This window comes from Actinomadura madurae (genome assembly GCF_047130825.1).
Lineage (GTDB): Bacteria > Actinomycetota > Actinomycetes > Streptosporangiales > Streptosporangiaceae > Spirillospora > Spirillospora madurae.
Genome location: NZ_CP083237.1, coordinates 1,515,969 through 1,539,892, shown reverse-complemented (window position 1 = coordinate 1,539,892; position 23,924 = coordinate 1,515,969). Strand labels below are relative to the sequence as shown.

The window sequence follows — 23,924 nt, the reverse complement described above, 5'->3', positions numbered from 1 at the left end:
CGGGCCGGCGGGAGAAGCGGGCTCAGCCGAGCGCCCGGGTGAGCTGCGCGATGCCCTCCGTCCGGTCGCGAAGGTGGAGCCGGACGGCGGGGCGCCCCAGCGAGCGCAGCACGCGCAGGTCGCCGAACGCCTGAGCCAGTTGCAGTTCGCCCAGGGTGTACGGCCGGCCCGGCACCGGGACGTCCTCGGCGACCGCGCCCGTGATCTGCAGGAACGTTCCGCCGGGCGGCCCGCCCTTGTGGTACTGGCCGGCGGTGTGCAGGTAGCGGGGCCCCCAGCCGAACGTCACCGGGACCGCGCGCTTGCGGACCTCGGAGCCGCGTGCGGCCAGCAGCGGCCGCAGCCCGGCGGCCGCGGCATCGCCCTGACGGCTCAGGTACGCGAGGACGGCGAGGTAGCCGCCGTCCCGGACGTCCTCCAGGAGCGTCTCCAGCGCCTCCGCCAGCGTCCGCGCGCCGCGCAGCCCGCCCTCCGGGGCGTGGACCTCGACCGCGCCCTCGACCAGTTCCGGCGGCCTGCGCAGGACGGTCGGCGCCGTGCCCTCCTCCGACCGCAGCAGCGCCGCCGTGCTCTCCCGCGACTCGCCGACGTCCGGCTCGGCGAACGGGTCGACGCCGATCACCCGGCACGCCACCGCGACCGCGTACTCCCACAGCAGGAACTGCGCGCCGAGCGGCCCGGCGACGGTCACCCCCGCCTCCCGGCCCGGGCCCGGGTCGTCCGGCCGCCGGCCGAGGACGATCCGCCGCAGGTCGTCGGTCAGTTCGAACCCGGGGGAGTCGACGCTCTCCACCGCCACCGGGAGCAGGCCCTTGCCGTCCTTGCCCATCGCTCCGGCGACCAGCTGCTCCGCCCACGCGGCGAACCCGGCCAGGCCGGAACCGAGGTCGGCGATCACCAGCTTGTCGCGGGCCCCCAGCGCCGACGATCCCAGTGCCGCGCCGAGCGCCAGTGCCGGGTTGTCGTAGGGCTGCCGCAGCGCCGCCGCGAACCGGGACGCCTCGTCCAGCGGGACGTCGGCGTCCACGCCCGCGAGCATCGCCGGCACCAGCGTCCGGGCGCCGAGAGCGCCGAAGCGCCCGTCCACGTCGGGTTCGGCCAGGACGAGATGGTGGCCGGTCTCGCGGGCGGCGCGTTCGAGCGCGGACCCCTCCTCGGCGACGACGACGAACCGGCGCGCCAGATCCGCGCCGCGCAGCCCGGCCGCGGAGAACGCGCGCCCGAAGACGCGCCGCAGCGCCCCGGCCTCGGCGCTGTCGTCCGCGACCACCACCAGCGTCCGGTCCAGGTCCCCGGCGAGGACGCCCGACACCTCGTGCGGATCGGTGGTGTCGAGGACGGTCAGCCCGGCGCCCGCCGTGCGGCAGATCGCGTCGGCGGCCAGCGCGGTCCCCCCGGACGCGGCCAGCACGATCCGGTCGAGGCCGGCGCCGCGGGCGTCGGCCGCCAGGCCGGCCAGCCGGTCCCGCAGGGAGCGCGAGGTCTCCGGCAGGCCCAGCCAGCCGAGCCGGCGGGCGGCGAGCGGGGCCGCGTCGGGCCCCCACAGCTTGGCGTTCCGGGACGTCAGCGACCCCGGCACGCCGTCGGAGACGAGGCGGTCCAGGACCGTCTCGCTCTCGTCGACGACCGCGCCGCGGATGGTGACCGAGATCCCCCCGGCGGTCACCACCGAGGTCATGCGTCGTCCTTCTTGTCCTCCAGCTCGCCGGTGATGGTGTCGAGCAGTTCCTTCCAGGAGGCCGCGAACTTGTCCACACCCTCCTCCTCCAGGACCCTCACGACGTCGTCGTAGTCGACGCCGGCCTCCTTCAGCGCGGCCATGTGCGCGCGGGCGTCGTCGTAGGCGTCCCGGACGGCGTCGCCGCGCACCTGGCCGTGGTCGGCGACCGCGTCCAGGGTCGCCTCCGGCATCGTGTTGACCGTCCCCGGCGCGACAAGCTCGACGACGTACAGGGTGTCGGGGAGGTCCGGGTCCTTCACACCGGTCGACGCCCACAGCGGGCGCTGGGGACGGGCGCCGGCGTCCTTCAGCGCCTTCCACCGGTCCGTGCCGAACCTGTCCTCGTACAGCGCGTACGCGAGCCGGGCGTTGGCGACGCCCGCCTTGGAGCGCAGCGCCCCGGCCCCGTCCGAGCCGATCTTGTCCAGGCGCTTGTCGATCTCGGTGTCGACCCGGCTGACGAAGAAGGACGCCACCGAGGCGATCTTCGACAGGTCGTGGCCGTTCTCCCGGGCCTGCTCCAGGCCGGCGAAGAACGCGTCGATGACCCGGCCGTAGCGCTCCAGCGAGAAGATCAGCGTCACGTTCACGCTGATGCCCTCCGCGAGCGCCGCGGTGATGGCCGGCAGGCCCTCCTCCGTCGCCGGGATCTTGATGTACAGGTTGGGCCGGTCCACCAGCCACCACAGCGCGCGCGCCTCCGCGAGCGTCCGGCGGGTGTCGCGGGCCAGCCGCGGGTCGACCTCGATCGAGACGCGGCCGTCCAGGCCCTCCGTCCGGTCGTACACCGGGCGGAGCACGTCGCAGCCCCAGCGGATGTCGTAGGTGGTGATCGCGCGGGACGCCTCCTCGACGTCCACGCCGCGCGCCGCGAGGTCGCGGACCTGGTCGTCGTAGGCGCTGCCCTTGCTCAGCGCCTTGGCGAAGATCGTCGGGTTGGACGTGACGCCGACGACGTTCCGCTCCCGGACCAGCTTCTCCAGGTTGCCGGTGCGCAGGCGCTCGCGGCTGATGTCGTCCAGCCAGATCGACACGCCCTCGTCCGAGAGCCTCTTCAGGTTGTCGCTCATCGCTTTCTCCTCGTCTTCGTCAGTGCGCCGGGCGGGACGCGGGGCCCCGGCGCGCGGAGCCCCGCCCGCCTCGCGGCCCGTTCTCAGTTGCCGGTGGTCTCGCCGCGCCCGGCGTGCTTCACGTTCGCCTTGATCAGGCTGGCCTTGGCGGCCGCCACGACCCGCTCGGACGTGAGCCCGAACTGCAGGAACAGCGTCTTGTAGTCGGCGGAGGCGCCGAAGTGCTCCAGGCTCACCGACTCGCCGGCGTCGCCGACGTAGCCGCGCCAGCCGAGCGCGACCCCGGCCTCCACGGACACGCGGGCGCGCACCCCCGGCGGCAGGACCTCCTGCCGGTAGGCGTCGGTCTGCTCCTCGAACCACTCCACGCACGGCATCGACACGACACGGGTCGGGGTGCCCTCGGCCTCCAGCGTCTCGCGGGCCTCCAGCGCCAGCCGGACCTCGCTGCCCGTCGCGATGATGATCACGTCGGGGTGCCCGCCCTCGGCGTCCGCCAGCACGTACCCGCCCCGGGCGACCCCCTCCGCGGACGCGAGGTCGCCCGCGCGGTCCAGCGTCGGCAGCTTCTGCCGGGTCAGCGCGATGCCCGCCGGGCGGTCGGTGTGCCGCAGGACGGTCCGCCACGCGACCGCCGTCTCGTTGGCGTCCGCCGGCCGGACGACGTCCAGCCCGGGGATCGCCCGCAGCGCCCACAGGTGCTCGACGGGCTGGTGCGTCGGGCCGTCCTCGCCGAGGCCGATCGAGTCGTGCGTCCAGACGAAGGCGACCGGCAGCTTCATCAGCGCCGCGAGCCGGACCGCCGGGCGCATGTAGTCGCTGAAGATCAGGAACGTGCCGCCGTACGGGCGGGTGCCGCCGTGCAGCGCGATGCCGTTGCAGATCGCGGCCATCGCGTGCTCCCGGACGCCGAAGTGCAGCGTCCGGCCGTAGCGGTGGCCGGGGAACTCCTTGGTCTGGAACTCCTCCGGGACGAAGGACGGCTCGCCCTTCATCGTCGTGTTGTTGCTCTCCGCGAGGTCGGCCGAGCCGCCCCACAGCTCCGGCAGCACCGGCGCCAGCGCCGCCAGCACCTCGCCGGACGCCGCGCGGGTCGCGAGGTCCTTGCCGGGCGCGAACGTCGGCAGCGCCGCGTCCCAGCCGTCGGGGAGGGTGCGGGAGGAGATCCGGTCGTATTCGGCGGCCCGCTCGGGGTTCGCGGCGCGCCACGCCTCGAACGTCTTGGTCCACTCGGCGTGGCTCGCGCGGCCCCGGTCGCTCACGGCGCGGGCGTGCGCCAGCACGTCCTCGGGGACGTGGAAGCTCTCCGCCGGATCCATGCCGAGGATCCGCTTGGTCGCGGCGACCTCGTCGGCGCCGAGCGCCGAGCCGTGGATCTTCCCGGTGTTCTTCTTGTTCGGCGCCGGCCAGCCGATGATCGTGCGCAGCGCGATGAAGGACGGGCGCGCCGTCTCCGCCTTCGCCGCGGCGAAGGCGGCCGCGAGCGCGGCGACGTTCTCCTCGTAGTCGCCGTTCTCGGTCCAGTCGACGTGGTGGACGTCCCAGCCGTACGCCGCGTAGCGGGCCCGCACGTCCTCCGACAGCGCGATCGCCGTGTCGTCCTCGATCGAGATGTGGTTGTCGTCGTAGAGCAGGACCAGGTTGCCGAGCCGCTGGTGGGCCGCGAGCGCGCTCGCCTCGTGGCTGATGCCCTCCTCGATGTCGCCGTCGGACGCGAACGCCCAGACGGTGTGGTCGAAGGGGGACTCGCCCTGCGGCGCGTCGGGGTCGAAGAGGCCGCGCTCGCGGCGGGCCGCCATCGCCATGCCCACCGCGTTCGCGATGCCCTGCCCGAGCGGCCCGGTGGTCGTCTCCACGCCGGCCGTGTGCCCGAACTCGGGGTGCCCCGGGGTGAGGCTGCCCCACTTGCGCAACGACTTCAGGTCGTCCAGCGTCATCGGGTAGCCCGACAGGTACAGCTGGATGTAGAGGGTGAGGCTGGAGTGCCCGCAGGAGAGCACGAACCTGTCCCGCCCGGGCCAGTGCGGGTCGGTCGGGTCGTGCTTCAGGAACCGCTGGAAGAGAAGGTAGGCGGCGGGGGCGAGGCTCATCGCGGTCCCGGGGTGACCCGATCCGGCCTCCTCGACGGCGTCCATGGCGAGGGCGCGGATGACGTCCACCGCCCGCCGGTCCTGGTCGGACCATTCAAACGTGCTGTTGTTCCTGCTCACGGAACGCCAGGCTCCTCTCGAACCGGTGTCAGAATCCACTCTGTACGTTGTTCGCCGTACTCGTGCGCCGCGCCCCGCCCGGCGCTGAGCGCCGTGCACGGCCCGCGGGGCCCGCAGAGGACAACGTCCGGCGGCGCGGCGCCTCTTCCCCCGCCCCGCGCGGCCGCCCCGTCCGCGGCCCAGCGACGATCATGTGCGCTCGTCGCGAGCCTATCGCGCGGGAGGGCCGCCGCAGGCGGAGAGCGGGGCGCGCGGCGGTGGGACCGGACACCCGGCCGCACCGCTCATGCACCCTTGCCCGAACGCCCCGCGGGCTAACCCCCCGCACGGGTGATCCCGCGGGTGATCCGCGTCCCTCCGCCGCACCCCGCCGCCCCACCCTCGGCGGGCGCGCGGGCGGGCCCCACGGCGCGTCCGGCGACCCGGTGCGCGCCCCCCGGAGGGGGCGGACTACAGTGATTGCGCGGCTGACGGCAGTGGCCGCGGCAACACGACCAAGCCCGAAGTCGCACCATGCCGAGGCCGGCCCGGATCGCGGGGGCATCGCCGAGGGTGGCGGCGGCTTTCTCATCCCTAGTCAGACGTGGACCCGATTGTGACGGTGCTGAGTAACAAGCGCGGGATCGAGCTCGACGAGCACGTCCCGGACGTGCCGGACGTGCCGGTGGGCACGCTCGTGCCCTCGCCCGCCGAGCGGGCCGCCCGGTGGACGCCCGCGGCGAGCGTCCGCGCCTACGTGGCGCTGACCAAGCCGCGCGTCATCGAGCTGCTCCTGATCACCACGATCCCGGTGATGTTCCTCGCCGAGCGGGGCGTGCCGCCGCTGCCCGCCGTCCTGCTGACGCTGGCGTTCGGCACCATGTCCGCGGGCGCCGCGAACGCGATCAACTGCTACATCGACCGCGACATCGACGCCAAGATGCGCCGCACCCGGCGCCGCCCGCTGGCCCGCCACCAGGTCACCCCGGCCCGCGCCCTCATCTTCGGGGTGACGCTCGCCGTGCTGTCCACGGCCGGGTTCCTGCTCACCGTCAACCCGGTCGCCGCGGCCGGGTCGCTGTTCGCGATCCTGTTCTACGTCTTCGTCTACTCGCTGCTGCTCAAGCGGCGCACCGCGCAGAACGTGGTGTGGGGCGGCATCGCCGGATGCATGCCCGTCCTCATCGGCTGGGCCGCCATCACGGGCGGCGTCGCCTGGACGCCGCTCGTCCTGTTCGGCGTCGTGTTCCTCTGGACGCCGCCGCACACGTGGACCCTCGCGATGCGGTACCGCGAGGACTACGCGATCGCCAAGGTCCCGATGCTGCCCGTCGTCGCGTCCGAGCGCCGCGTCGTGACCGAGAGCCTCGCCTACACCTACGCCACCGTCGCCTGCTCGCTGCTGCTGTGGCCCGTCGCCGGGATGGGCCCGGTGTACGGGGCCGTCGCGGTCGTCCTCGGGGCGGTCTTCCTCGCGGAGGGCCACCGGCTGCTGAAGGCGGTCCGCGCCGGGGTGACCGGCGTCCACCTGCGGCCGATGCGGTTCTTCCACCTCTCCAACGTCTACCTCGCGCTGCTGTTCACGGCCGTGGCGGTCGACCCGCTCCTGCACTGACGGGGGCGGGCCGCCGCCGGGCGGACACCGTCCGTCACGCATGCCCGTACGGCCCGGTCCCACCTGCCGTTACCCTTCGCGGTATGGCGCCCATCGACCCCAAGGCCGTGCTCGAAGGCCGGATCCCCGGCCGCCCCCCGGTCGGCCTGATCCTCGGCATGACCGTCTCCGGGCTGTGCGCCGTGGTCGCGCTCGGCGCGGACGCCGCGCTCGGCGGAGCCGGCTTCTGGGTGGGCGTCCTGCTCGCCATCCTGCCGATCCCCGTGCTGATCGCGCTCGCGCTCACCCTCGACCGGCTGGAGCCCGAGCCGCCCCGCGCGCTCGCCTTCGCGTTCATGTGGGGCGCGGGCGTCGCCGTGCTGGGCGCCCTCGTCCTCAACACCGCCGGCCTGCTGTACGTGACCGTGCCGATCTTCGGGGAGACCGACGGGCACTTCGTCAGCGCCACGTTCGGCGCGCCCGTCATCGAGGAGACGCTGAAGGGCGCCGTTCTGTTCGGCCTGCTCTGGTTCCGCCGCAACGAGATCGACGGCTTCGCCGACGGCATCATCTACGCCGCCATGGTCGGCCTCGGCTTCGCCATGATGGAGAACGTCACCTACTACATGCGGGCGTTCGAGGACGGCGGCGCGCAGCAGCTCCAGGCGGTGTTCATCCTGCGCGGCCTGATCGCGCCGCTGAGCCACCCGCTGTTCACCTCGATGACCGGCCTCGGCGTCGCCTACGCCGCCACCCACCGGCGCGGCCAGCTCCTCGCGCCGCTCGCCGGGCTGCTCGGCGCGATGATCCTGCACGGCCTGTGGAACGGGTCGGCCGCGTTCGGGCTCGGCGGCCTCGGCATCGTCTATCTGCTGGACTTCGGCGTCCTGGTCACGCTGATCGTGGTGGTCTTCGCCGAGCGCCGCCACACCGTCCGCCGCATCGAGGCCTACCTGCCGACCTACGCGGGGACGGGCCTGGTCACGCCGCAGGACGTGCGGATGCTGCGCTCCATCCCGTCGCGCCGCGCCGCCCGCCGCTGGGCCCGCTCGGTCGGCGGCGCGCCCGCCGCCCGCGCCATGACCGACTACCAGCTCGCCGCGACCGAGCTGGCGCTGCTGCACCAGCGCGCCGAGCGCGGCGTCGCCGACCCGCACTGGTTCGGCACCCGCCGCGACTCGCTGCTGGAGCTGATGTCGCTGGCCAAGCAGGCGTTCCTGCGCACCCCGCAGCGCCCGGGGACGAGCCGGGCGGGCGGCCCGCCGTGGGCGGCGCAGGGCCCGTCCGGGTTCCTGCCGCCGCAGCCGCCCGGCCCGTACGGCTGACCGGGCCGGCGTAACCGGGGGGCGGGTCACGGCCACCGCGACCCGCCCATACGATGGTCACCGTGGCTGAGCGACCGTCGGTGAACCCCCTGATCCGGACCTGGAACGCCGTGTGGCGTCCGACTCCCGGGTCGCTGCGGCTGCTCGCCCTCCTCGGCGTCATCGGCAACGTGGTGATCGTCGTCAGCGGCGGCGCCGTCCGGGTCACCAAGTCCGGCCTCGGCTGCCCCGACTGGCCGCGCTGCACCGGCGACAGCCTCGTCCCCACGCACAATCCCGAGCACCACGTGCTCAACATGTCGATCGAGTTCGGCAACCGGCTGATCACGTTCGTGGTGCTCGGCATCGGCGTGCTGGTGTTCGTCGCCGCGCTGCGGCTGCGCCCGCGCCGCCGCGACCTGGTCCGGTGGGCGCTCGCCCAGCCGATGAGCGTGGTCGCGCAGGCGGTCATCGGCGGCATCGTCGTGCTGACCGAGCTGCACCCGGCCGCCGTCTCCCTGCACTTCCTCGTCTCGCCCGCCCTGCTGGTGTGCTGCGTGGCGCTGTGGGTCCGCGCGGGGGAGGGGGACGCGCCGCCCCGGCGGCTCGCCGGCCCCCGGACGCGCGCGCTGGCCGCCGCGCTCCTGGTCTCGTGCGCCGCCGTGCTCGTCGCCGGCACGGTCGTCACCGGCACCGGCCCGCACGCGGGCGACGCCGAGGCCCGCCGCTACGGCTTCGACATCACCGACGTCGCCCGCATCCACGGCGAGCTGGCCTGGGCCACCATCGCGCTCACCGCCGCCGTCATCATCGCCCTGTACCGGTCGGGCGCCGCGGCCGGCCGCGACCTGGGCCCCGCCCGCCGCCGCGCCTTCGAGCTGGCCGGGATCATCCTCGCCCAGGGCGCCGTCGGCTACGTCCAGTACGCGCTCGGGGTTCCCGAGTGGCTCGTGCTCCTGCACATGCTCGGCGCGGTCCTGATGTGGATCGCGGCGTTCCGCCTCTTCTTCGCGCTCCGCGACCGCGGGCCCGTCCCCGCCGAGGAGGCGCCTCCCGTCACCTGCCGGGCCGAGGCGCCGCAGCCGGTCTGACCCGGGTCCCGGTACCCGGGGACGTCAGCGCTTCCGCAGGAATTCGCGCAGCCGCTCCAGCGGCCAGGTGTTGATGACGTCGTCGGGGGTCAGCCACCCGCGCTGGGCGGTGCCCACGCCGTAGCGGATGTTGCGGTGGTGGCCGAGGGAGTGCGCGTCGGTGTCGATGGAGAACTTCACGCCGAACCGCTTCGCGCGCCGGATCAGGTCGGCGGGCAGGTCGAGGCGGTCCGGGAAGGAGTCGATCTCCATGGCGGTGCCGGTGCGCGCCGCCGCGCGGAAGACCTCGTCCCAGTCGGCGTCGACGGGCGGGCGGCGGCCGATGCTGCGGGCGGTGGGGTGCCCGATGACGTGCACGTGCGGGTTCTCGCAGGCCCGGACGAGGCGGCGCGTCATGGCGTCCTGGTCCTGGGTGAAGTGGGAGTGGACCGAGGCGACGCACACGTCGAAGCCGGAGAGGAAGCCGGCGTCCCAGTCGACGCCGCCGTCCGGGTCGATGTTCAGCTCGGTGCCGTGCAGCAGCCTCAGCCCGGGGTACTCCTTCTGGAGTTCGGCGACCTTCACGCGCTGGGCGAGCATCTTCTCGTCCGTCATCCGCTGCATGACCAGGTTCGGCGCGTGGTCGGTGATGGCGTAGTACTCCAGGCCGCGGGCGTGCGCGGCGGCGACCATGTCCTCCAGGGAGGCGACGCCGTCGGTCAGGTCGGTGTGGCTGTGCAGGTCGCCGCGGAGGTCCTCGACGGTGACGAGGCGCGGCAGCTCATCCTCCAGAGCGGCCTCGATCTCGCCGGTGTCCTCGCGGAGCGCCGGATGCACCCAGGGCAGGCCGAGGCGCTCGTAGACCTCCTCCTCGGTCTCCGACACGATCAGCTCGCCGGTCTCGGCGTCGAAGAGGCCGTACTCGGAGAGCTTGAGGCCCGCCTTCACGGCGATCTCCCGGGTGCGGATGTTGTGGGCCTGCGAGCCGGTGAAGTACTGGAGCGCCGCGCCCCACGACTCGGGCGGGACGACCCGCAGGTCGACCTGCAGGCCCTTGGCCGTCCGGACCGACGTCTTCTTGTCGCCGCCCGCGATGACCTCGGCGACGAACGGGAGCGCGGTGAACGCCTCCATGATCGGACGCGGGTCGCGGGACGCGGCGAGGACGTCCACGTCGCCGATCGTCTCGCGCATGCGGCGCAGCGACCCGGCATGGGCGCAGCGCTCGACCTGGGGGAGCCGGGAGAGCGTGGCGACGACCTCGTCGGCGACGCTCGCGGCGGCGTCGACGAGGACGCGCGTGCCGGAGCTCTCCATCAGCTCGATGCCGCGCAGGATGTTCTCCTCGGTCTTGGCGCCGAAGCCCTTGAGGCCCCGGAGCCGGCCCTCCTTGATCGCGGTGCCCAGCTCGTCCACCGAGGAGATGCCGAGCTCCTCGTAGACGGCGAGGGCCTTCTTCGGACCGAGCGTGGGGATGGCGGTGAGCGCCCGCACCCCGGCCGGGATCTGCGTGCGCAGCTCCTCGACCTGCCGGATCGTGCCGGTGGCGGTGTAATCGAGGACCTTCTTGGCGATCGCCTCGCCCACGGTCGGGATCTTGCGCAGCCCGGCGAGGTCGAGCTCGGAGATGTCGTCGGGATGGCCGGCGATCGCCCGCGCGGCCTTCTCGTACGCCCTGATCTTGAAGGCGTCCCCGCCCGTGATCGAGAGCAGGTCGGCCAGTTCCTGGATGAGGGCCGCAGCCTCGTCGTTCGCCCGTGCCATACGGCCGAGTCTAGAAGCCGGGTCCGACGTTCCCGGAGATCAGCGCAGCGGCGCGGCCGGCCCTCCGGGACGGTCCATCCGGCCCCGCACGACCTCGTCGGCGATGGCCGAGACCTGCTCCTCGGGGAGGCGCCGGTAGCCGTCGTCGGTGACCACCGCGACCGTCGGGTAGATGCGCCGCGTCGGATCGGGGCCGCCCGTGGCGGCGTCGTCGTCGGCCGCGTCGTAGAGCGCCTGGACGCAGACCGTGGCCGCGTCCTCCAGCGACAGGTCGTTCCGGTAGAGCTTCTTCAGGGCGCCCAGCGCGTAGGGAGAGCCCGAGCCGTCCGCGTGGAAGTCGCGGGCCTCCTGCGGGGCGCCGGTGATGTCGTAGGTGTAGATCCGCCCCCCGCCCGACTCCGGGTCGTAGCCGGTGAACAGCGGGACGACCGCGAGGCCCTGCAGCGCCTGGGCGAGGTTGGCCTGGATGACGGCGCCGAGCCGGCGGGCCTTGCCCGGCAGCGACAGCGGAACCGTCTCCATCTTCTCGTAGTGCTCCAGCTCCACCTGGAACAGGCGCACCATCTCCAGCGCCAGCCCGACCGTCCCCGCGAACGCGACGGCGGAGTACTCGTCCGCCCGCTGGACCTTGTCCAGCTCCCGGTAGGCGATGCGGTTGCCCTGCGTTGCGCGCCGGTCGCCGGCCATCATGACCCCGCCCGGGAACGTCAGCGCCAGCACGGTCGTCCCGTGCGGCAGCTCCGGGGCGTCCCCCTCCGGCACCCGGTTGACGGGAAGCAGTTCGGGGGAGTGGACGCGCAGGAAGTCGACGAACGACGCCGACCCCGCCTCGAAGAACTCGGGCGGAATCCCTTGGTCCTCGGTCCGGCCGATCACGGGCGGCTCCTCTCCGGCTGGCTGATCCGACGCCTGATCCTTTCACCCTGCCACAGGATCCCGCGACACGACGCCGCCCGCGCCCATGCCCTTTGGGGGGACGCCCCCCACACCCCCCGGATCGCTTCGCTCAAGCTTCGGGCGCCTCCGGCGGGTTCTGCTGGCTCCGGGTGGCGCCCGCGCAGGCCACGATGACGCAGCAGATCGCGACCCACTGGCGGAAGGTGAGGATCTCGCCGAGCAGCGCCACCCCGACGAGCGCGGCCACGGCGGGCTCCAGGCTCATCAGGATCCCGAAGACGCGGGCGGGCATCCGCCGCAGCGCCTCCAGCTCCAGCGAGTACGGGATCACCGACGACAGGAGCCCCACCCCGAGGCCGATCAGCAGCAGCTGCGGGTCGAGCAGCGCGGTGCCCGCGGACGCCACCCCGAGCGGCAGGATCGCGACCGTCCCGACGACGCTGGCGAGCGCGAGGCCGGTGGAGCCGGAGAACCGCCGGCCGGTGGCGGCGGTGAGCACGATGTACCCCGCCCAGCACGCCCCGGCCAGCAGCGCGAACGCGACGCCGACCGGGTCCACGGCGCCCGTCCCGCCCCGGGCCAGCAGGACGACGCCCGCCCCCGCGAGGACGACCCACAGCGCGTCGCGGGGACGCCTGGACGCGACGATCGACACCGTCAGCGGCCCGAGGAACTCGATCGTGACCGCCACCCCCAGCGGGATCCGCGAGAACGACTGGTAGATCGAGAAGTTCATCAGCGCCAGCGCCAGCCCGAAGCCCGCGGCGATGGCGATGCTGGAGCGGGAGTGGTCGCGCAGAACGGTCCGCAGCGCCTTGCGGGCGAGGAACCCCAGCACGATCGCCGACGTCAGCAGCCGCATCGTCACGACGGCGCTCGGCGGGAGCCGGTCGAACAGGTGCTTGGCGAGCCCCGCCCCGACCTGGAGGGAGATGATGCCGAGCAGGATCAGCGCCGGCGGCGGCACCGACCCCAGCGACAGCGCCCGCAGCCGGCCGGACGCCCGCGAAACGCCACCCAATGAGCCTGTGCCCTGTGAGGGGACGACCCCCCACACCCCCCGGTTCGCTTCGCTCGGGTTGGCCGCCTCAGCCAATGCCATGCGTCACTCCCACCTGAAGAACCGGGCGGCGAGGGCCAGGCCGGCGACGGCCCAGACCGCGAGGACGAGCAGCGGGCCGCCGGGAAGCGCGGCGCCGTCCTGCAGGACCTGCCGCAGCCCGTCGGCGAGCGCCGAGATGGGCAGCAGCTCCAGGGCGCCCTGCACCGGGCCGGGGAACCTGTCCAGCGGGAACACGACGCCGCCGACGGCCAGCAGCAGGACGTAGACGAGGTTCGCCGCGGCGAGCGTGGCCTCGGCGCGCAGCGTCCCGGCCATGAGCAGCCCGAACCCGCTGAACGCGGCGGTGCCGAGCAGCAGCAGGACGACCACGGAGGCGGGGTCGCCGCGCGGGTGCCAGCCGAGCGCCAGCGCGACCGCGCAGATCACCGCGGCCTGGACCCCCTCGACGGCGACCACGCTGAGCGTCTTGGCGGCGATGAGCCCGCCGCGCGGCAGCGGGGTGGCGCCGAGCCGCTTGAGGACGCCGTAGCGCCGCTCGAAGCCGGTGCCGATGGCCTGGCCGGTGAACGCGGTGGACATGACCGCGAGCGCGAGGATGCCCGGCGCGAGGAAGTCGACCCGGCGGCCGGCGCCGAGGTCGAGCAGCGAGGTGCCGCTGAACAGGGCGAGCAGCACGACCGGGATGATCAGGGTGAGCAGCAGCTGCTCGCCGTTGCGCAGCACGGCCCGGAACTCGTAGCCCGCCTGCGACGCGATCATCCGCGGCAGCGGGACCGAGCCGGGCGCGGGGGCGAGGTCCAGGGCGGGGGGCTCGGGCGAGGCGGCGTTCTCCGCGGCGGTCACGAGCGCAGCTCCCGTCCGGTCAGTTCCAGGAAGACGTCCTCCAAGGTGCGGCGCTCGATCCGCAGGTCCTCGGTCATGACGCCGTGCGAGGCGCACCAGGCGGTGACGGTGGCCAGCAGCTCGGGCCGCACGTCCGCCTCGATCAGATAGTGCCCGGCGGGCGACTCCTTGGCCGCGCTCCCCGCGGGCAGCGCCGACAGCAGCTCCTCCAGGCCGAGGCCGGGACGGGCGCGGAACCGCAGCTGCCGCTCGGCGCCGGTCAGCTCCTCGGGGGCGCCCTCGGCGACCACCCTGCCGTGGTCGACGATGACGACATGGTCGGAGAGCCGCTCGGCCTCCTCCATGTTGTGGGTGGTGAGCACGACCGAGACCCCCGCCGCGCGCAGCTCCCCGATCAGGTCCCAGGTGGCGTGCCTGGCCTGCGGGTCGAGCCCGGTCGTGGGCTCGTCCAGGAAGACGAGCTCGGGCCGCCCGACCACGGCGACCGCCAGCGACAGCCGCTGCTGCTGCCCGCCCGACATGCGGCGGAACGGGGTGCGGGCGTGCTCGGTGAGGCCGAGCCGCTCCAGCAGGACGGACGTGTCGAGCGGCCTCGCGTGGAACGACGCGACGAGGTTCAGGAACTCGCCGGCGCGGGCCGTCCCCGGGACGCCGCCGGACTGCGGCATCACGCCGACCCGCGGTTTCAGCGCCCGCCCGTCCGCGAGCGGGTCGAGGCCGAGCACGCGGACGGTGCCGGAGTCGGGGCGGCGGAACCCCTCGCAGATCTCGATCGTGGTGGTCTTGCCGGCGCCGTTCGGGCCGAGCAGCGCGGTGACGGCGCCCCGGGCGGCGGTGAGCGTCAGGCCGTCCACGGCCGGCCGTGCGGCGCCCGCCGCGCCGTAGCGCTTGACGAGCGAGTCCAGCTCGACGGCGCCGTCTCCGGGGGTTGTCATGGAGACGAGTTTAGGTCCGGGGGAGCGGGACTCCGCGCCCGGTCCCGCCGCCGGGCCGGAGCCGGGCGCGGTCGGAGCGCCGGGTGGAGGGGATCCGGTTTCGCCGGCCGCGCCCAGGGGAATCGCCGACGTGTCGCGGAGCGGCCCCGGACGCCCGGCCGGACCGCCGGGGGACGGGAGGGCACGATGCGCGTGGTCGTCGCGCTCGGTGGGAACGCGCTGGTCAAGCGGGGCGAGACGCCCGACGACGGGCTGCAGCGCGCCGGGGTCGACCGGGCCGTGCGGTCGCTGGCGCCGCTCGCCGAGCGGCACGAGCTGATCATCACGCACGGGAACGGGCCGCAGGTCGGGGTGCTGTCGCTGGAGAGCGTGCACGACCCGAACCTGTCCCGGCCGTACCCGCTGGACACGATCGGCGCCGAGACCCAGGGCATGATCGGCTACTGGCTGCTGCAGGCGCTGCAGAACGCGCTGCCGGGCCGCCAGGTGATGGCGATGATCAACCAGACGCTGGTGTCGGCGGTGGACCCGGCGTTCGGGAACCCGTCGAAGTTCGTCGGCCAGGTCTACGACCGGGACGAGGCGGAGAAGCTCGCCGCCGAGTACGGCTGGACGGTCCGCCCCGACGGCGACCGCTGGCGCCGCGTGGTGCCGTCGCCGCGCCCCCAGCGGGTGATCGAGACCCGGCTGATCAGGGAACTGGTCCGGCTCGGGACGGTCGTGGTCTGCGCGGGCGGCGGCGGCATCCCGGTGGTCCGCAACGACGTCGGGCGGCTGGAGGGCGTCGAGGCCGTGATCGACAAGGACCTCACCGCGTCCGTCCTGGCCGAGAGCATGGACGCCGACGCACTGCTCATCCTCACCGACGTGCCGCGCGTGCTGCGCGGCTTCGGCACGCCGGACGAGGAGGAGATCGCGCACACCACGCCGCACGAGCTGCGCGCCGAGGACTTCCCGGCCGGGTCGATGGGCCCGAAGGCCGAGGCGGCGGCGAGCTTCGTCGAGCGGACGGGCGACATGGCCGCGATCGGGCTGCTCGACCAGTGCGAGCGGATCCTCGAGGGGACCGCCGGCACGATCGTCACGCCGAACGCCACCTGGCCGCTCGCGAGCACGCTCTGACGACGCGGTACACCTCTGAGGACGCGGTATACAGGGCGGCGGCGCTCCGTGCCGCCGGAGGACGAAAGCCCAGGTTAGGTAAGGCTTACCTGCGTGAGCTACGACATCGGGATTCCGGTGTTTCGCGGGAAGTAATTACGGCACACTGATGTTGTGAAAAACGTGAGCGAGGATCAGACGAGCGCGCCGGCCGCCACTGCGCGGCCGTTCGGCGTGCCGTCGGCGCCTGGCCGCACCGAGCGCGACACGCGCGCGCGGGTGGCCCGGCTGATCCTCGAGCACGGGCCGGTCACGGCGTCCACGCTGGGGGAGCGCGTCGGGCTCACGCCGGCCGCGGTCCGCCGGCACCTGGACGCCCTGCTGGCCGAGGGCATGATCGAGGTCCGCAAGGCGCGGGTTCCGCAGACCCGGCGCGGCCGGGGGCGTCCCGCCAAGTGGTTCGCCATCACCGACGCCGGGCGCAGCGCCTTCGTGCACGCCTACGACGACCTGGCGACCAGCGCGCTGCGGTTCCTCGCCGAGGCGGCCGGCGACCACGCGGTCGCCGAGTTCGCCCGGCGGCAGATCGCCGACCTGGAGCGGCGGTACCGGCCGGTCGTGCAGGGCGCGCCGCCCCACCAGCGGGTGCGCATCCTCGCCGAGGCGCTCTCGGGCGACGGCTACGCGGCCGCCGCGGCGAAGGCGCCCCAGCCGGGCGGCGGCGAGCAGCTGTGCCAGCACCACTGCCCGGTCGCGCACGTCGCCGCGGAGTTCCCGCAGCTGTGCGAGGCCGAGACCGAGGCGTTCAGCCGGCTGCTCGGCACTCCCGTGCAGCGGCTGGCGACGATCGCCCACGGCGACGGCATCTGCACCACCCACGTCAGCCCGGTCGACTTGTGTGCCGACCGGGCCCGAGGTGACGGTCCGGAGGGACCTCCCTTTGACATCCACCCACCGGCCGAGGCCGAGGGATCCGACCCGGGGGGCGAGGTTGACGCTTCACAGACCGCCTAACGGCGAAGTCTCCACGTCCTGCGACGGCATGCCCTGCCGCCGGCCGCTTGGTTATCGCGACGTGACTAACATATCACTCTCTGGAGTTGTTCTATGACTACGGCAGCCCACCCAGAGCTGGAAGGGCTCGACAGGTACAAGTTCGGCTGGGCCGACCCCGACGAGGCCGGCGCCTCGGCGAAGCGCGGGCTGAACGAGGACGTCGTCCGCGACATCTCGGGCAAGAAGAACGAACCCCAGTGGATGCTCGACCTGCGCCTCAAGGGGCTGCGGCTGTTCAGCAAGAAGCCGATGCCCACCTGGGGCTCCGACCTGTCGGACATCGACTTCGACAACATCAAGTACTTCGTGCGGTCCACCGAGCAGCAGGCCGCCTCCTGGGAGGAGCTCCCGGAGGACATCAAGAACACCTACGACAAGCTCGGCATCCCCGAGGCCGAGAAGCAGCGCCTCATCGCCGGCGTCGCCGCGCAGTACGAGTCGGAGGTCGTCTACCACAAGATCCGCGAGGACCTTGAGGAGAAGGGCGTCATCTTCGTCGACACCGACACCGGCCTGCGCGAGCACCCGGAGATCTTCCAGGAGTACTTCGGCTCGGTGATCCCCGTCGGCGACAACAAGTTCGCCGCGCTCAACACCGCCGTGTGGTCGGGCGGCTCGTTCATCTACGTCCCGCCGGGCGTGCACGTCGAGATCCCGCTGCAGGCCTACTTCCGGATCAACACCGAGAACATGGGCCAGTTCGAGCGGACGCTGATCATCGCCGACGAGGGCTCCTACGTCCACTACGTCGAGGGCTGTACCGCCCCGATCTACAAGTCGGACTCGCTGCACTCCGCAGTCGTGGAGATCGTCGTGAAGAAGGACGCCCGCGTCCGCTACACGACCATCCAGAACTGGTCCAACAACGTCTACAACCTGGTGACCAAGCGCGCCGTCGCCTACGAGGGCGCCACCATGGAGTGGGTCGACGGCAACATCGGCTCCAAGGTCACCATGAAGTACCCGGCGGTGTACCTGCTCGGCGAGCACGCCAAGGGCGAGACCCTGTCGATCGCGTTCGCGGGCGAGGACCAGCACCAGGACGCCGGCGCCAAGATGGTGCACGCCGCGCCCAACACCTCCTCCAGCATCATCTCCAAGTCGGTGGCGCGCGGCGGTGGCCGCACGTCCTACCGGGGGCTGGTGCAGATCCAGGAGGGCGCCGAGCACAGCAAGTCCACGGTCAAGTGCGACGCGCTGCTCATCGACCAGATCAGCCGGTCCGACACCTACCCCTACGTCGACGTCCGCGAGGACGACGTCGAGATGGGCCACGAGGCGACCGTCTCCAAGGTGTCGGAGCAGCAGCTGTTCTACCTGATGAGCCGCGGCCTCACCGAGGACGAGGCGATGGCGATGATCGTGCGCGGGTTCGTCGAGCCGATCGCGCGCGAGCTGCCGATGGAGTACGCGCTCGAGCTGAACCGGCTCATCGAACTGCAGATGGAAGGAGCCGTCGGCTGATGGGGCTGGAGCAGAAGCCTCTCTCGACGCTGCACGAGAAGGCGTCCTTCGAGGTGGGCGACTTCGACGTGCCGACGGGCCGCGAAGAGGAGTGGCGGTTCACCCCGCTGCGCCGGCTGCGCGGCCTGCACAACGGCACCGCCGAGGACGGCGGCAAGGTGCTGCTGGAGGCCGAGGCGGCGCCGGAGGTGACGGTCGAGACCGTCGGCCGCGACGACGAGCGCCTCGGCAGGGCCTACGTCCCCGCCGACCGGGTGAGCGCCCAGGCGTGGGACTCCTTCACCCACGCCACCGTCGTCACGGTGCCGAAGGAGACCGTGGCCTCGGTGCCGACCGTGCTGCGGCTCCGCGGCGAGGACGCCTCGGCCGCCGCCTACGGGCACACGACCGTCGTCCTGGAGCCGTTCGCCGAGGCCACCGTCGTGCTCGCGCACCGCGGCTCGGCGACCTACGCCGACAACGTCGAGTTCGTCGTCGGCGACGGCGCCCGGCTGTCGGTGATCAGCCTGCAGGACTGGTCGGACGACAGCGTCCACGTCTCCCACCAGCACGCCCGCCTCGGCCGCGACGCCCGGTTCGTCTCGCACAACATCTCGCTCGGCGGCGACGTCGTGCGGATCTCGCCGTCGGTCGCCTACGACGGGCCCGGCGGCGACGCCGAGCTGTACGGGGTGTACTTCGTCGACGGCGGCCAGCACCTGGAGCACCGGCTCCTCGTCGACCACGCCGTCCCGCACTGCCGCAGCCGCGTCGACTACCGCGGCGCGCTCCAGGACCAGGACGCGCACGCCGTCTGGATCGGCGACGTGATCATCCGCGCGGAGGCCGAGGGCACCGACACCTACGAGCTGAACCGCAACCTCGTCCTCACCGACGGGACGCGGGTCGACTCCGTCCCCAACCTGGAGATCCTCACCGGCGAGGTCACCGGCGCGGGGCACGCCTCGGCGTCCGGCCGGCTGGACGACGAGCACCTGTTCTACCTGCAGGCGCGCGGCATCACCTTCGACCAGGCGCGCCGCATGGTGGTCCGGGGCTTCCTCGGCCAGCTGGTCGAGCGCATCGAGGTCGCCGAGGTCCGCGACAAGGTGAGCGAGGCGATCGAGGCCGAGCTCGACCGGGGAGCGGGCGCATGACGTACGTCAAGGTGTGCGCGCTGGACGAGGTCCCGCCGGACGGGGCGCTCGCCGTGGAGGTGGACGACACGCCGGTCGCCATCGCGCGCAGCGGCGACGACGTGTTCGCCCTGAGCGACATCTGCTCGCACGCCGAGGTCTCGCTGTCCGAGGGCGAGATCTACAACGGCACGATCGAGTGCTGGCTGCACGGGTCCTGCTTCGACCTGCGCACCGGAAAGCCCACCAACCCGCCGGCCACGCAGCCGGTCGCCACCTACAAGGTCAAGGTCGAGGGCGGGGACGTCTACGTCTCGCTCACCGGCGACTGACCGCACGACGAAGGACTACACGCACTATGGCCACGCTAGAGATCCGCGACCTCCACGTCTCCGTCGGCGACGGCTCCGACGGGGCGAAGGAGATCCTGCGCGGGGTCGACCTGACCGTGAAGGCCGGCGAGACCCACGCGATCATGGGGCCGAACGGCTCCGGCAAGTCCACCCTCGCCTACGCGATCGCCGGCCACCCGAAGTACGAGGTGACCTCCGGCACGGTCACGCTGGACGGCGAGGACGTCCTCGCCATGTCGGTCGACGAGCGCGCCCGCGCCGGGCTGTTCCTCGCGATGCAGTACCCGGTCGAGGTGCCGGGCGTCTCGGTCTCCAACTTCCTGCGCTCGGCCGTGACCGCCGTCCGCGGCGAGGCCCCGAAGCTCCGCCAGTTCTCCAAGGAGATGAAGCAGGCGATGGACGGCCTGTCCATCGACCCGGCGTTCGCGCAGCGGAGCCTGAACGAGGGCTTCTCCGGCGGCGAGAAGAAGCGGCACGAGATCCTGCAGCTGGAGATGCTGAAGCCGAAGGTCGCGATCCTGGACGAGACCGACTCCGGCCTCGACGTCGACGCCCTCAAGGTCGTCTCCGAGGGCGTCAACCGGTTCGCCTCCGGTGACACCGGCGTCCTGCTCATCACGCACTACACCCGCATCCTGCGGTACGTGAAGCCCGACTTCGTGCACGTGTTCGCGGCCGGCCGCGTCGTCGCCGAGGGCGGGCCCGAGCTGGCCGACGAGCTGGAGAACGAGGGCTACGAGAAGTACTCGAAGGCGGGCGCTTCCCGATGAGCGATCTGCTGCCCGAGGAGATCAAGAAGGACTTCCCGCTGCTGGGGCGCACGGTGCGCGGCGGGCGTCCTCTGGTGTACCTCGACTCGGGCGCGACCTCGCAGAAGCCCGTCCGGGTGCTGGACGCCGAGCGTGCGTTCTACGAGCAGCACAACGCGGCACCGCACCGCGGTGCGCACCTGCTCGCCGAGGAGGCGACGGAGGCCTACGAGAACGCCCGCGCCTCGATCGCCCGGTTCATCGGCGCGACGCCCGGCGAGATCGTGTTCACCAAGAACGCGACCGAGGGCATCAACCTGGTCGCGTACGCGATGAGCAACGCGGCCACCGCGGGCCCGGAGGCCGGGCGGTTCGCCGTCGGCCCCGGCGACGAGGTCGTGGTGTCGGAGATGGAGCACCACGCCAACCTCGTCCCGTGGCAGCAGCTGTGCCTGCGGACCGGGGCGACGCTGCGCTGGTTCGGCATCACCGACGAGGGCCGGCTCGACCTCGCGAACCTCGACGAGCTGGTCAACGAGCGCACGAAGATCGTGGCGCTGACGCACCAGTCGAACGTGCTGGGGACCGTCCCGCCGGTCGAGCGGATCGTGGAGCGTGCCCACGCCGTCGGCGCGCTCGTGCTGCTGGACGCCGCGCAGTCGGTTCCGCACCAGCCGGTGGACGTCACCCGGCTGGGCGCCGACTTCCTCGCGTTCTCCGGGCACAAGATGCTGGGCCCGACCGGCATCGGCGTCCTGTGGGGGCGGAGCGAACTGCTGGAGGCCATGCCGCCGTTCATCACCGGCGGTTCCATGATCGAGGTCGTCCGGATGGAGGAGACCACGTTCATGCCGCCGCCGCAGCGGTTCGAGGCCGGCGTGCCGATGACGGCGCAGGCGGTCGGGCTCGGCGTGGCCTGCGACTACCTCGCCGAGATCGGCATGGACCGCGTGCACGCCCACGAGGAGGCCCTCGTCGCCTACTCGCTGGAGCGGCTCGGCGAGATCCCCGGCGTCCGCATCATCGGGCCCGGCACCACCGAGGCCCGCGGCGGCGCGGTGTCGTTCACCGTCGAGGACATCCACCCGCACGACGTCGGCCAGGTCCTGGACGACCTGGGCGTCGAGGTGCGCGTCGGCCACCACTGCGCGTGGCCGATCTGCCGCCGCTTCGGCATCCCGGCGACCACCCGCGCGACGTTCTACCTCTACAACACCCTCGGCGACGTGGACGCGCTCGCCGACGCGGTCCGGCAGGCCCAGAAGTTCTTCGGGACCGCCTGACAGGAACAGGCCGGGCCGGGCCCTGGTTGTAGCGAGGAAAGGCTTGGAAAGGACGACATGCAGCTGGAGGCGATGTACCAGGAGGTCATCCTGGACCATTACCGCAACCCCCTCCACAAGGGGTTGCGGGAGCCGTTCGAGGGCGAGGCGCACCACGTCAACCCCACGTGCGGCGACGAGGTGACGCTGCGCGTCCACCTGGACGGCGAGGGCCAGGCCGCCACGGTCGCCGACGTCTCCTACGACGCCATGGGCTGCTCGATCAGCCAGGCGAGCGCCTCGGTGATGTCCGACCTGGTCATCGGCAAGTCCGTGAAGGAGGCGATGGCGGTCGGCGAGGAGTTCCTGTCGCTGATGCAGTCCCGCGGCCAGGACGTCGAGCCCGACGAGGACGTCCTGGAGGACGCCATCGCCTTCGCCGGGGTCTCCAAGTACCCCGCCAGGATCAAGTGCGCCCTGCTCGCCTGGATGGCGTGGAAGGACGCGACCGCCCGCGCTCTCGGAGAGGCATCATGACCGACACGCCCGCGACCGACACCCCGGCGACCGACGCGCCCCTCGAGGAGGCGCTGTCCCCCGAGCAGGAGGAGGTCCTGGAGGCGCTGAAGGACGTCGTCGACCCCGAACTCGGCATCAACGTCGTCGACCTCGGCCTCGTCTACGGCGTCGACCTGTCCGACGAGGTCGCCACCCTGGACATGACGCTGACCAGCGCCGCCTGCCCGCTCACCGACGTGATCGAGGACCAGGCGCACTCCGCCCTGGACGGCCTGGTCAAGGACGTCAAGATCAACTGGGTCTGGCTCCCGCCGTGGGGCCCCGACAAGATCACCGACGACGGCCGCGACCAGCTCCGCGCCCTCGGCTTCAACGTCTGACCGCACCGCACCGTGAGGCCGCGCCCCGCCCGGGGCGCGGCCTCACGCGTCATCGGGGCCGCGCGTGCTCGGCGTGCTCCGCGGCGTCCTTGGGTCTGGGCGGCCAGAGGGTGGTGGTGATCGGCCACAGGGACCAGATCGCCAGGACCGTGCCGAGGCGCCCCAGCCAGCCGCCGAGGGCCTCCGTGCGGTCGCCGTCGTCGACGAGGGCGATCATGCCGAGGAGGAGCCCGCAGGCGATCGCGGTCGCCAGGGCGGCCTTCCCGAACTCGCGCCACTCGTAGCGGACGCGGGCCGCCCCGTACTTGGGCCTGCCGCGCGGCGGGGGACCGCCGGCGAAGCGGTGCGCGAACCGCTCGTCGGCCCAGCGGACCATGCTGTGGCCGAAGGCGACGGAGTATCCGAGGTAGGCGGCGGCCAGGCCGTGGCCGGTGCCCGCGGTCGCGCCGCCGCGCAGGTCGATCACCGTGGCGGCCAGCAGGACCAGGTCGATCAGCGGGACGCACAGCAGGAGCGCCGCGCCGGTGCGGCGGAGGCGCAGCGGGTAGCGGGCGGCGAGACCGGCCGCCAGCACGACCCAGAACCCGATCTCGCACGCCGCGATGATCCCTATCAGCACGTGACCTCCCTGCTGGACACCGGATTCCATCGTCTGTCCGGTCAGCGCGCGGAATCGTCCTCTGGGGTGAGGTTCCGCGGGTCCTCCGAAGGATGTACGGGGGCTCCTCACGCGGGTGGACGGCGGACCCCGGCGGGGATGCTGTGATGGAGGCGTGCACAGGCTCCGACGTCTCACCACCCGGCAGGACGCCCTGATCGCCGCGGCCGCGCTCGCCGGCGGGCTGGCGGTGCTGGCGGCGCACGGGTACACGCTGTGGTCCAAGGACTGGGACGTGTCGCTGTGGGTGCGGCTCGTGCCACTGTCCGGGCTCTGCCTCGCGATGCTGCTCCGGCGGACGGCCCCGATCACCGGGCTGCTGGTGGCGACGCCGTTCAACGTCGCCGACGTGGTCTTCGGGCCGAGCCTGGCCACCGCGATGATCTACGGGGACGCGCTGTACGCGGCGAGCCTGTACGGGCGCCGCCGCACCGCGGAGTGGCTGCTCGGCGTGACGCTCGCGGGCAGCCTCGCGGTGGCGGCCGGGGTCGCGATCGCGCTGCACGGCGTCGCCGTCGGGGTGGTGGGCGGTTCGGTCGCCGGGGTCGTGTGGGTGGCGCCGGTGCTGACCGCGATGGCCGTCCGGGAGCACCGGGAGCGGGCGGAGGCGGAGCGGCAGCGGGCCGAGCAGGTCGCGCGGCTGGCCGAGATGGACCGGCGGGCCGCGGTGACCGCCGAGCGCGCCCGGATGGCCCGCGAGCTGCACGACGTGATCGCCAACCATCTGAGCGCGGTCGCGCTGCACTCCTCGGCCGTCCTGAAGGTGCCCGACCTCGACCGGGACGGGGTGAACCGGGCCATGGAGGTCATCCGGGAGA

21 protein-coding genes and 1 pseudogene are annotated in these 23,924 nt (G+C 73.0%); 13 read left to right on the top strand and 9 right to left on the bottom strand.

Annotated elements, in window-relative coordinates; genetic code table 11:
* Positions 1-22: 22 nt before the first annotated feature.
* From K8Z49_RS07205 to tkt, 3 genes are all read right to left on the bottom strand, one after another.
* Positions 23-1,678: a glucose-6-phosphate isomerase gene (locus K8Z49_RS07205; protein WP_075024170.1), complete on the bottom strand. Its 1,656-nt coding sequence runs from the start codon at positions 1,676-1,678 to the stop codon at positions 23-25.
* A complete protein-coding gene (gene tal, locus K8Z49_RS07200) occupies positions 1,675-2,790 on the bottom strand; it encodes a transaldolase (protein ID WP_412517870.1) in 1,116 nt (371 codons plus the stop codon). The genes K8Z49_RS07205 and tal overlap by 4 nt, the downstream gene beginning before the upstream one ends.
* 83 nt (positions 2,791-2,873) lie before the next feature.
* On the bottom strand, positions 2,874-4,925 hold the full coding sequence (gene tkt / locus K8Z49_RS07195) for a transketolase (protein WP_412521007.1): 2,052 nt from the start codon (positions 4,923-4,925) through the stop codon (positions 2,874-2,876).
* A 739-nt stretch (positions 4,926-5,664) separates the two neighbouring features.
* On the opposite strand from tkt, the gene K8Z49_RS07190 reads away from it, so the two are divergent.
* The 3 genes from K8Z49_RS07190 (at position 5,665) to K8Z49_RS07180 (ending at position 8,968) form a co-directional block, all read left to right on the top strand.
* Complete coding sequence (locus K8Z49_RS07190) at positions 5,665-6,594, top strand: heme o synthase (RefSeq protein WP_052357450.1); 930 nt, start codon at positions 5,665-5,667, stop codon at positions 6,592-6,594.
* Between the two features lie 83 nt (positions 6,595-6,677).
* On the top strand, positions 6,678-7,898 hold the full coding sequence (locus K8Z49_RS07185) for a PrsW family intramembrane metalloprotease (protein ID WP_021595148.1): 1,221 nt from the start codon (positions 6,678-6,680) through the stop codon (positions 7,896-7,898).
* Between the two features lie 62 nt (positions 7,899-7,960).
* A complete protein-coding gene (locus K8Z49_RS07180) occupies positions 7,961-8,968 on the top strand; it encodes a COX15/CtaA family protein (RefSeq protein WP_412517869.1) in 1,008 nt (335 codons plus the stop codon).
* Positions 8,969-8,992: 24 nt separating this feature from the next.
* Here the strand turns inward: K8Z49_RS07180 and polX are convergent, their stop codons facing one another.
* The 5 genes from polX to K8Z49_RS07155 form a co-directional block, all read right to left on the bottom strand.
* The gene (gene polX, locus K8Z49_RS07175; protein WP_412517868.1) at positions 8,993-10,711 is read right to left on the bottom strand and encodes a DNA polymerase/3'-5' exonuclease PolX; all 1,719 of its coding nucleotides are present in this window, start codon (positions 10,709-10,711) and stop codon (positions 8,993-8,995) included.
* A gap of 39 nt (positions 10,712-10,750) precedes the next feature.
* Positions 10,751-11,587, bottom strand: coding sequence for a proteasome subunit beta (gene prcB, locus K8Z49_RS07170; RefSeq protein ID WP_021595151.1), 837 nt, complete (start codon positions 11,585-11,587; stop codon positions 10,751-10,753).
* 130 nt (positions 11,588-11,717) lie between these two features.
* Complete coding sequence (locus tag K8Z49_RS07165; protein ID WP_412517867.1) at positions 11,718-12,710, bottom strand: EamA family transporter; 993 nt, start codon at positions 12,708-12,710, stop codon at positions 11,718-11,720.
* Positions 12,711-12,713: 3 nt separating this feature from the next.
* Positions 12,714-13,430 carry an ABC transporter permease gene (locus tag K8Z49_RS07160; RefSeq protein ID WP_412521004.1) on the bottom strand — a complete coding sequence of 239 codons (717 nt, stop codon included), beginning with the start codon at positions 13,428-13,430 and terminating at the stop codon, positions 12,714-12,716.
* Between the two features lie 80 nt (positions 13,431-13,510).
* Positions 13,511-14,449 carry an ABC transporter ATP-binding protein gene (locus K8Z49_RS07155; RefSeq protein WP_075024165.1) on the bottom strand — a complete coding sequence of 313 codons (939 nt, stop codon included), beginning with the start codon at positions 14,447-14,449 and terminating at the stop codon, positions 13,511-13,513.
* A 186-nt stretch (positions 14,450-14,635) separates the two neighbouring features.
* Between K8Z49_RS07155 and K8Z49_RS07150 the strand changes: the two genes are divergently transcribed.
* From K8Z49_RS07150 to K8Z49_RS07110, 9 genes are all read left to right on the top strand, one after another.
* A complete protein-coding gene (locus tag K8Z49_RS07150) occupies positions 14,636-15,571 on the top strand; it encodes a carbamate kinase (RefSeq protein ID WP_412517866.1) in 936 nt (311 codons plus the stop codon).
* 162 nt (positions 15,572-15,733) lie between these two features.
* Complete coding sequence (locus tag K8Z49_RS07145; RefSeq protein ID WP_177287891.1) at positions 15,734-16,564, top strand: helix-turn-helix transcriptional regulator; 831 nt, start codon at positions 15,734-15,736, stop codon at positions 16,562-16,564.
* A gap of 93 nt (positions 16,565-16,657) precedes the next feature.
* The gene (gene sufB, locus K8Z49_RS07140) at positions 16,658-18,070 is read left to right on the top strand and encodes a Fe-S cluster assembly protein SufB (RefSeq protein ID WP_021595157.1); all 1,413 of its coding nucleotides are present in this window, start codon (positions 16,658-16,660) and stop codon (positions 18,068-18,070) included.
* Positions 18,070-19,206, top strand: coding sequence for a Fe-S cluster assembly protein SufD (sufD, locus tag K8Z49_RS07135; protein ID WP_021595158.1), 1,137 nt, complete (start codon positions 18,070-18,072; stop codon positions 19,204-19,206). Before sufB ends, sufD begins: the two co-directional genes overlap by 1 nt.
* The gene (locus K8Z49_RS07130) at positions 19,203-19,517 is read left to right on the top strand and encodes a non-heme iron oxygenase ferredoxin subunit (protein WP_021595159.1); all 315 of its coding nucleotides are present in this window, start codon (positions 19,203-19,205) and stop codon (positions 19,515-19,517) included. Before sufD ends, K8Z49_RS07130 begins: the two co-directional genes overlap by 4 nt.
* Before the next feature lie 26 nt (positions 19,518-19,543).
* A complete protein-coding gene (gene sufC / locus K8Z49_RS07125; RefSeq protein WP_021595160.1) occupies positions 19,544-20,308 on the top strand; it encodes a Fe-S cluster assembly ATPase SufC in 765 nt (254 codons plus the stop codon).
* Positions 20,305-21,570 carry a cysteine desulfurase gene (locus tag K8Z49_RS07120; RefSeq protein WP_021595161.1) on the top strand — a complete coding sequence of 422 codons (1,266 nt, stop codon included), beginning with the start codon at positions 20,305-20,307 and terminating at the stop codon, positions 21,568-21,570. Before sufC ends, K8Z49_RS07120 begins: the two co-directional genes overlap by 4 nt.
* A gap of 57 nt (positions 21,571-21,627) precedes the next feature.
* The gene (gene sufU / locus K8Z49_RS07115) at positions 21,628-22,086 is read left to right on the top strand and encodes a Fe-S cluster assembly sulfur transfer protein SufU (RefSeq protein ID WP_075024163.1); all 459 of its coding nucleotides are present in this window, start codon (positions 21,628-21,630) and stop codon (positions 22,084-22,086) included.
* Positions 22,083-22,448, top strand: a complete 366-nt coding sequence (locus tag K8Z49_RS07110) for a metal-sulfur cluster assembly factor (protein WP_075024162.1) — start codon at positions 22,083-22,085, stop codon at positions 22,446-22,448. Before sufU ends, K8Z49_RS07110 begins: the two co-directional genes overlap by 4 nt.
* Positions 22,449-22,497: 49 nt before the next feature.
* Here K8Z49_RS07110 and K8Z49_RS07105 read toward each other — a convergent pair whose 3' ends face one another.
* On the bottom strand, positions 22,498-23,067 hold the full coding sequence (locus K8Z49_RS07105) for a hypothetical protein (protein WP_021595164.1): 570 nt from the start codon (positions 23,065-23,067) through the stop codon (positions 22,498-22,500).
* Positions 23,068-23,389: 322 nt separating this feature from the next.
* Between K8Z49_RS07105 and K8Z49_RS07100 the strand changes: the two are divergent.
* A pseudogene (locus K8Z49_RS07100) lies at positions 23,390-23,920 on the top strand (histidine kinase); the annotation flags it as partial.
* Positions 23,921-23,924 lie beyond the last annotated feature (4 nt).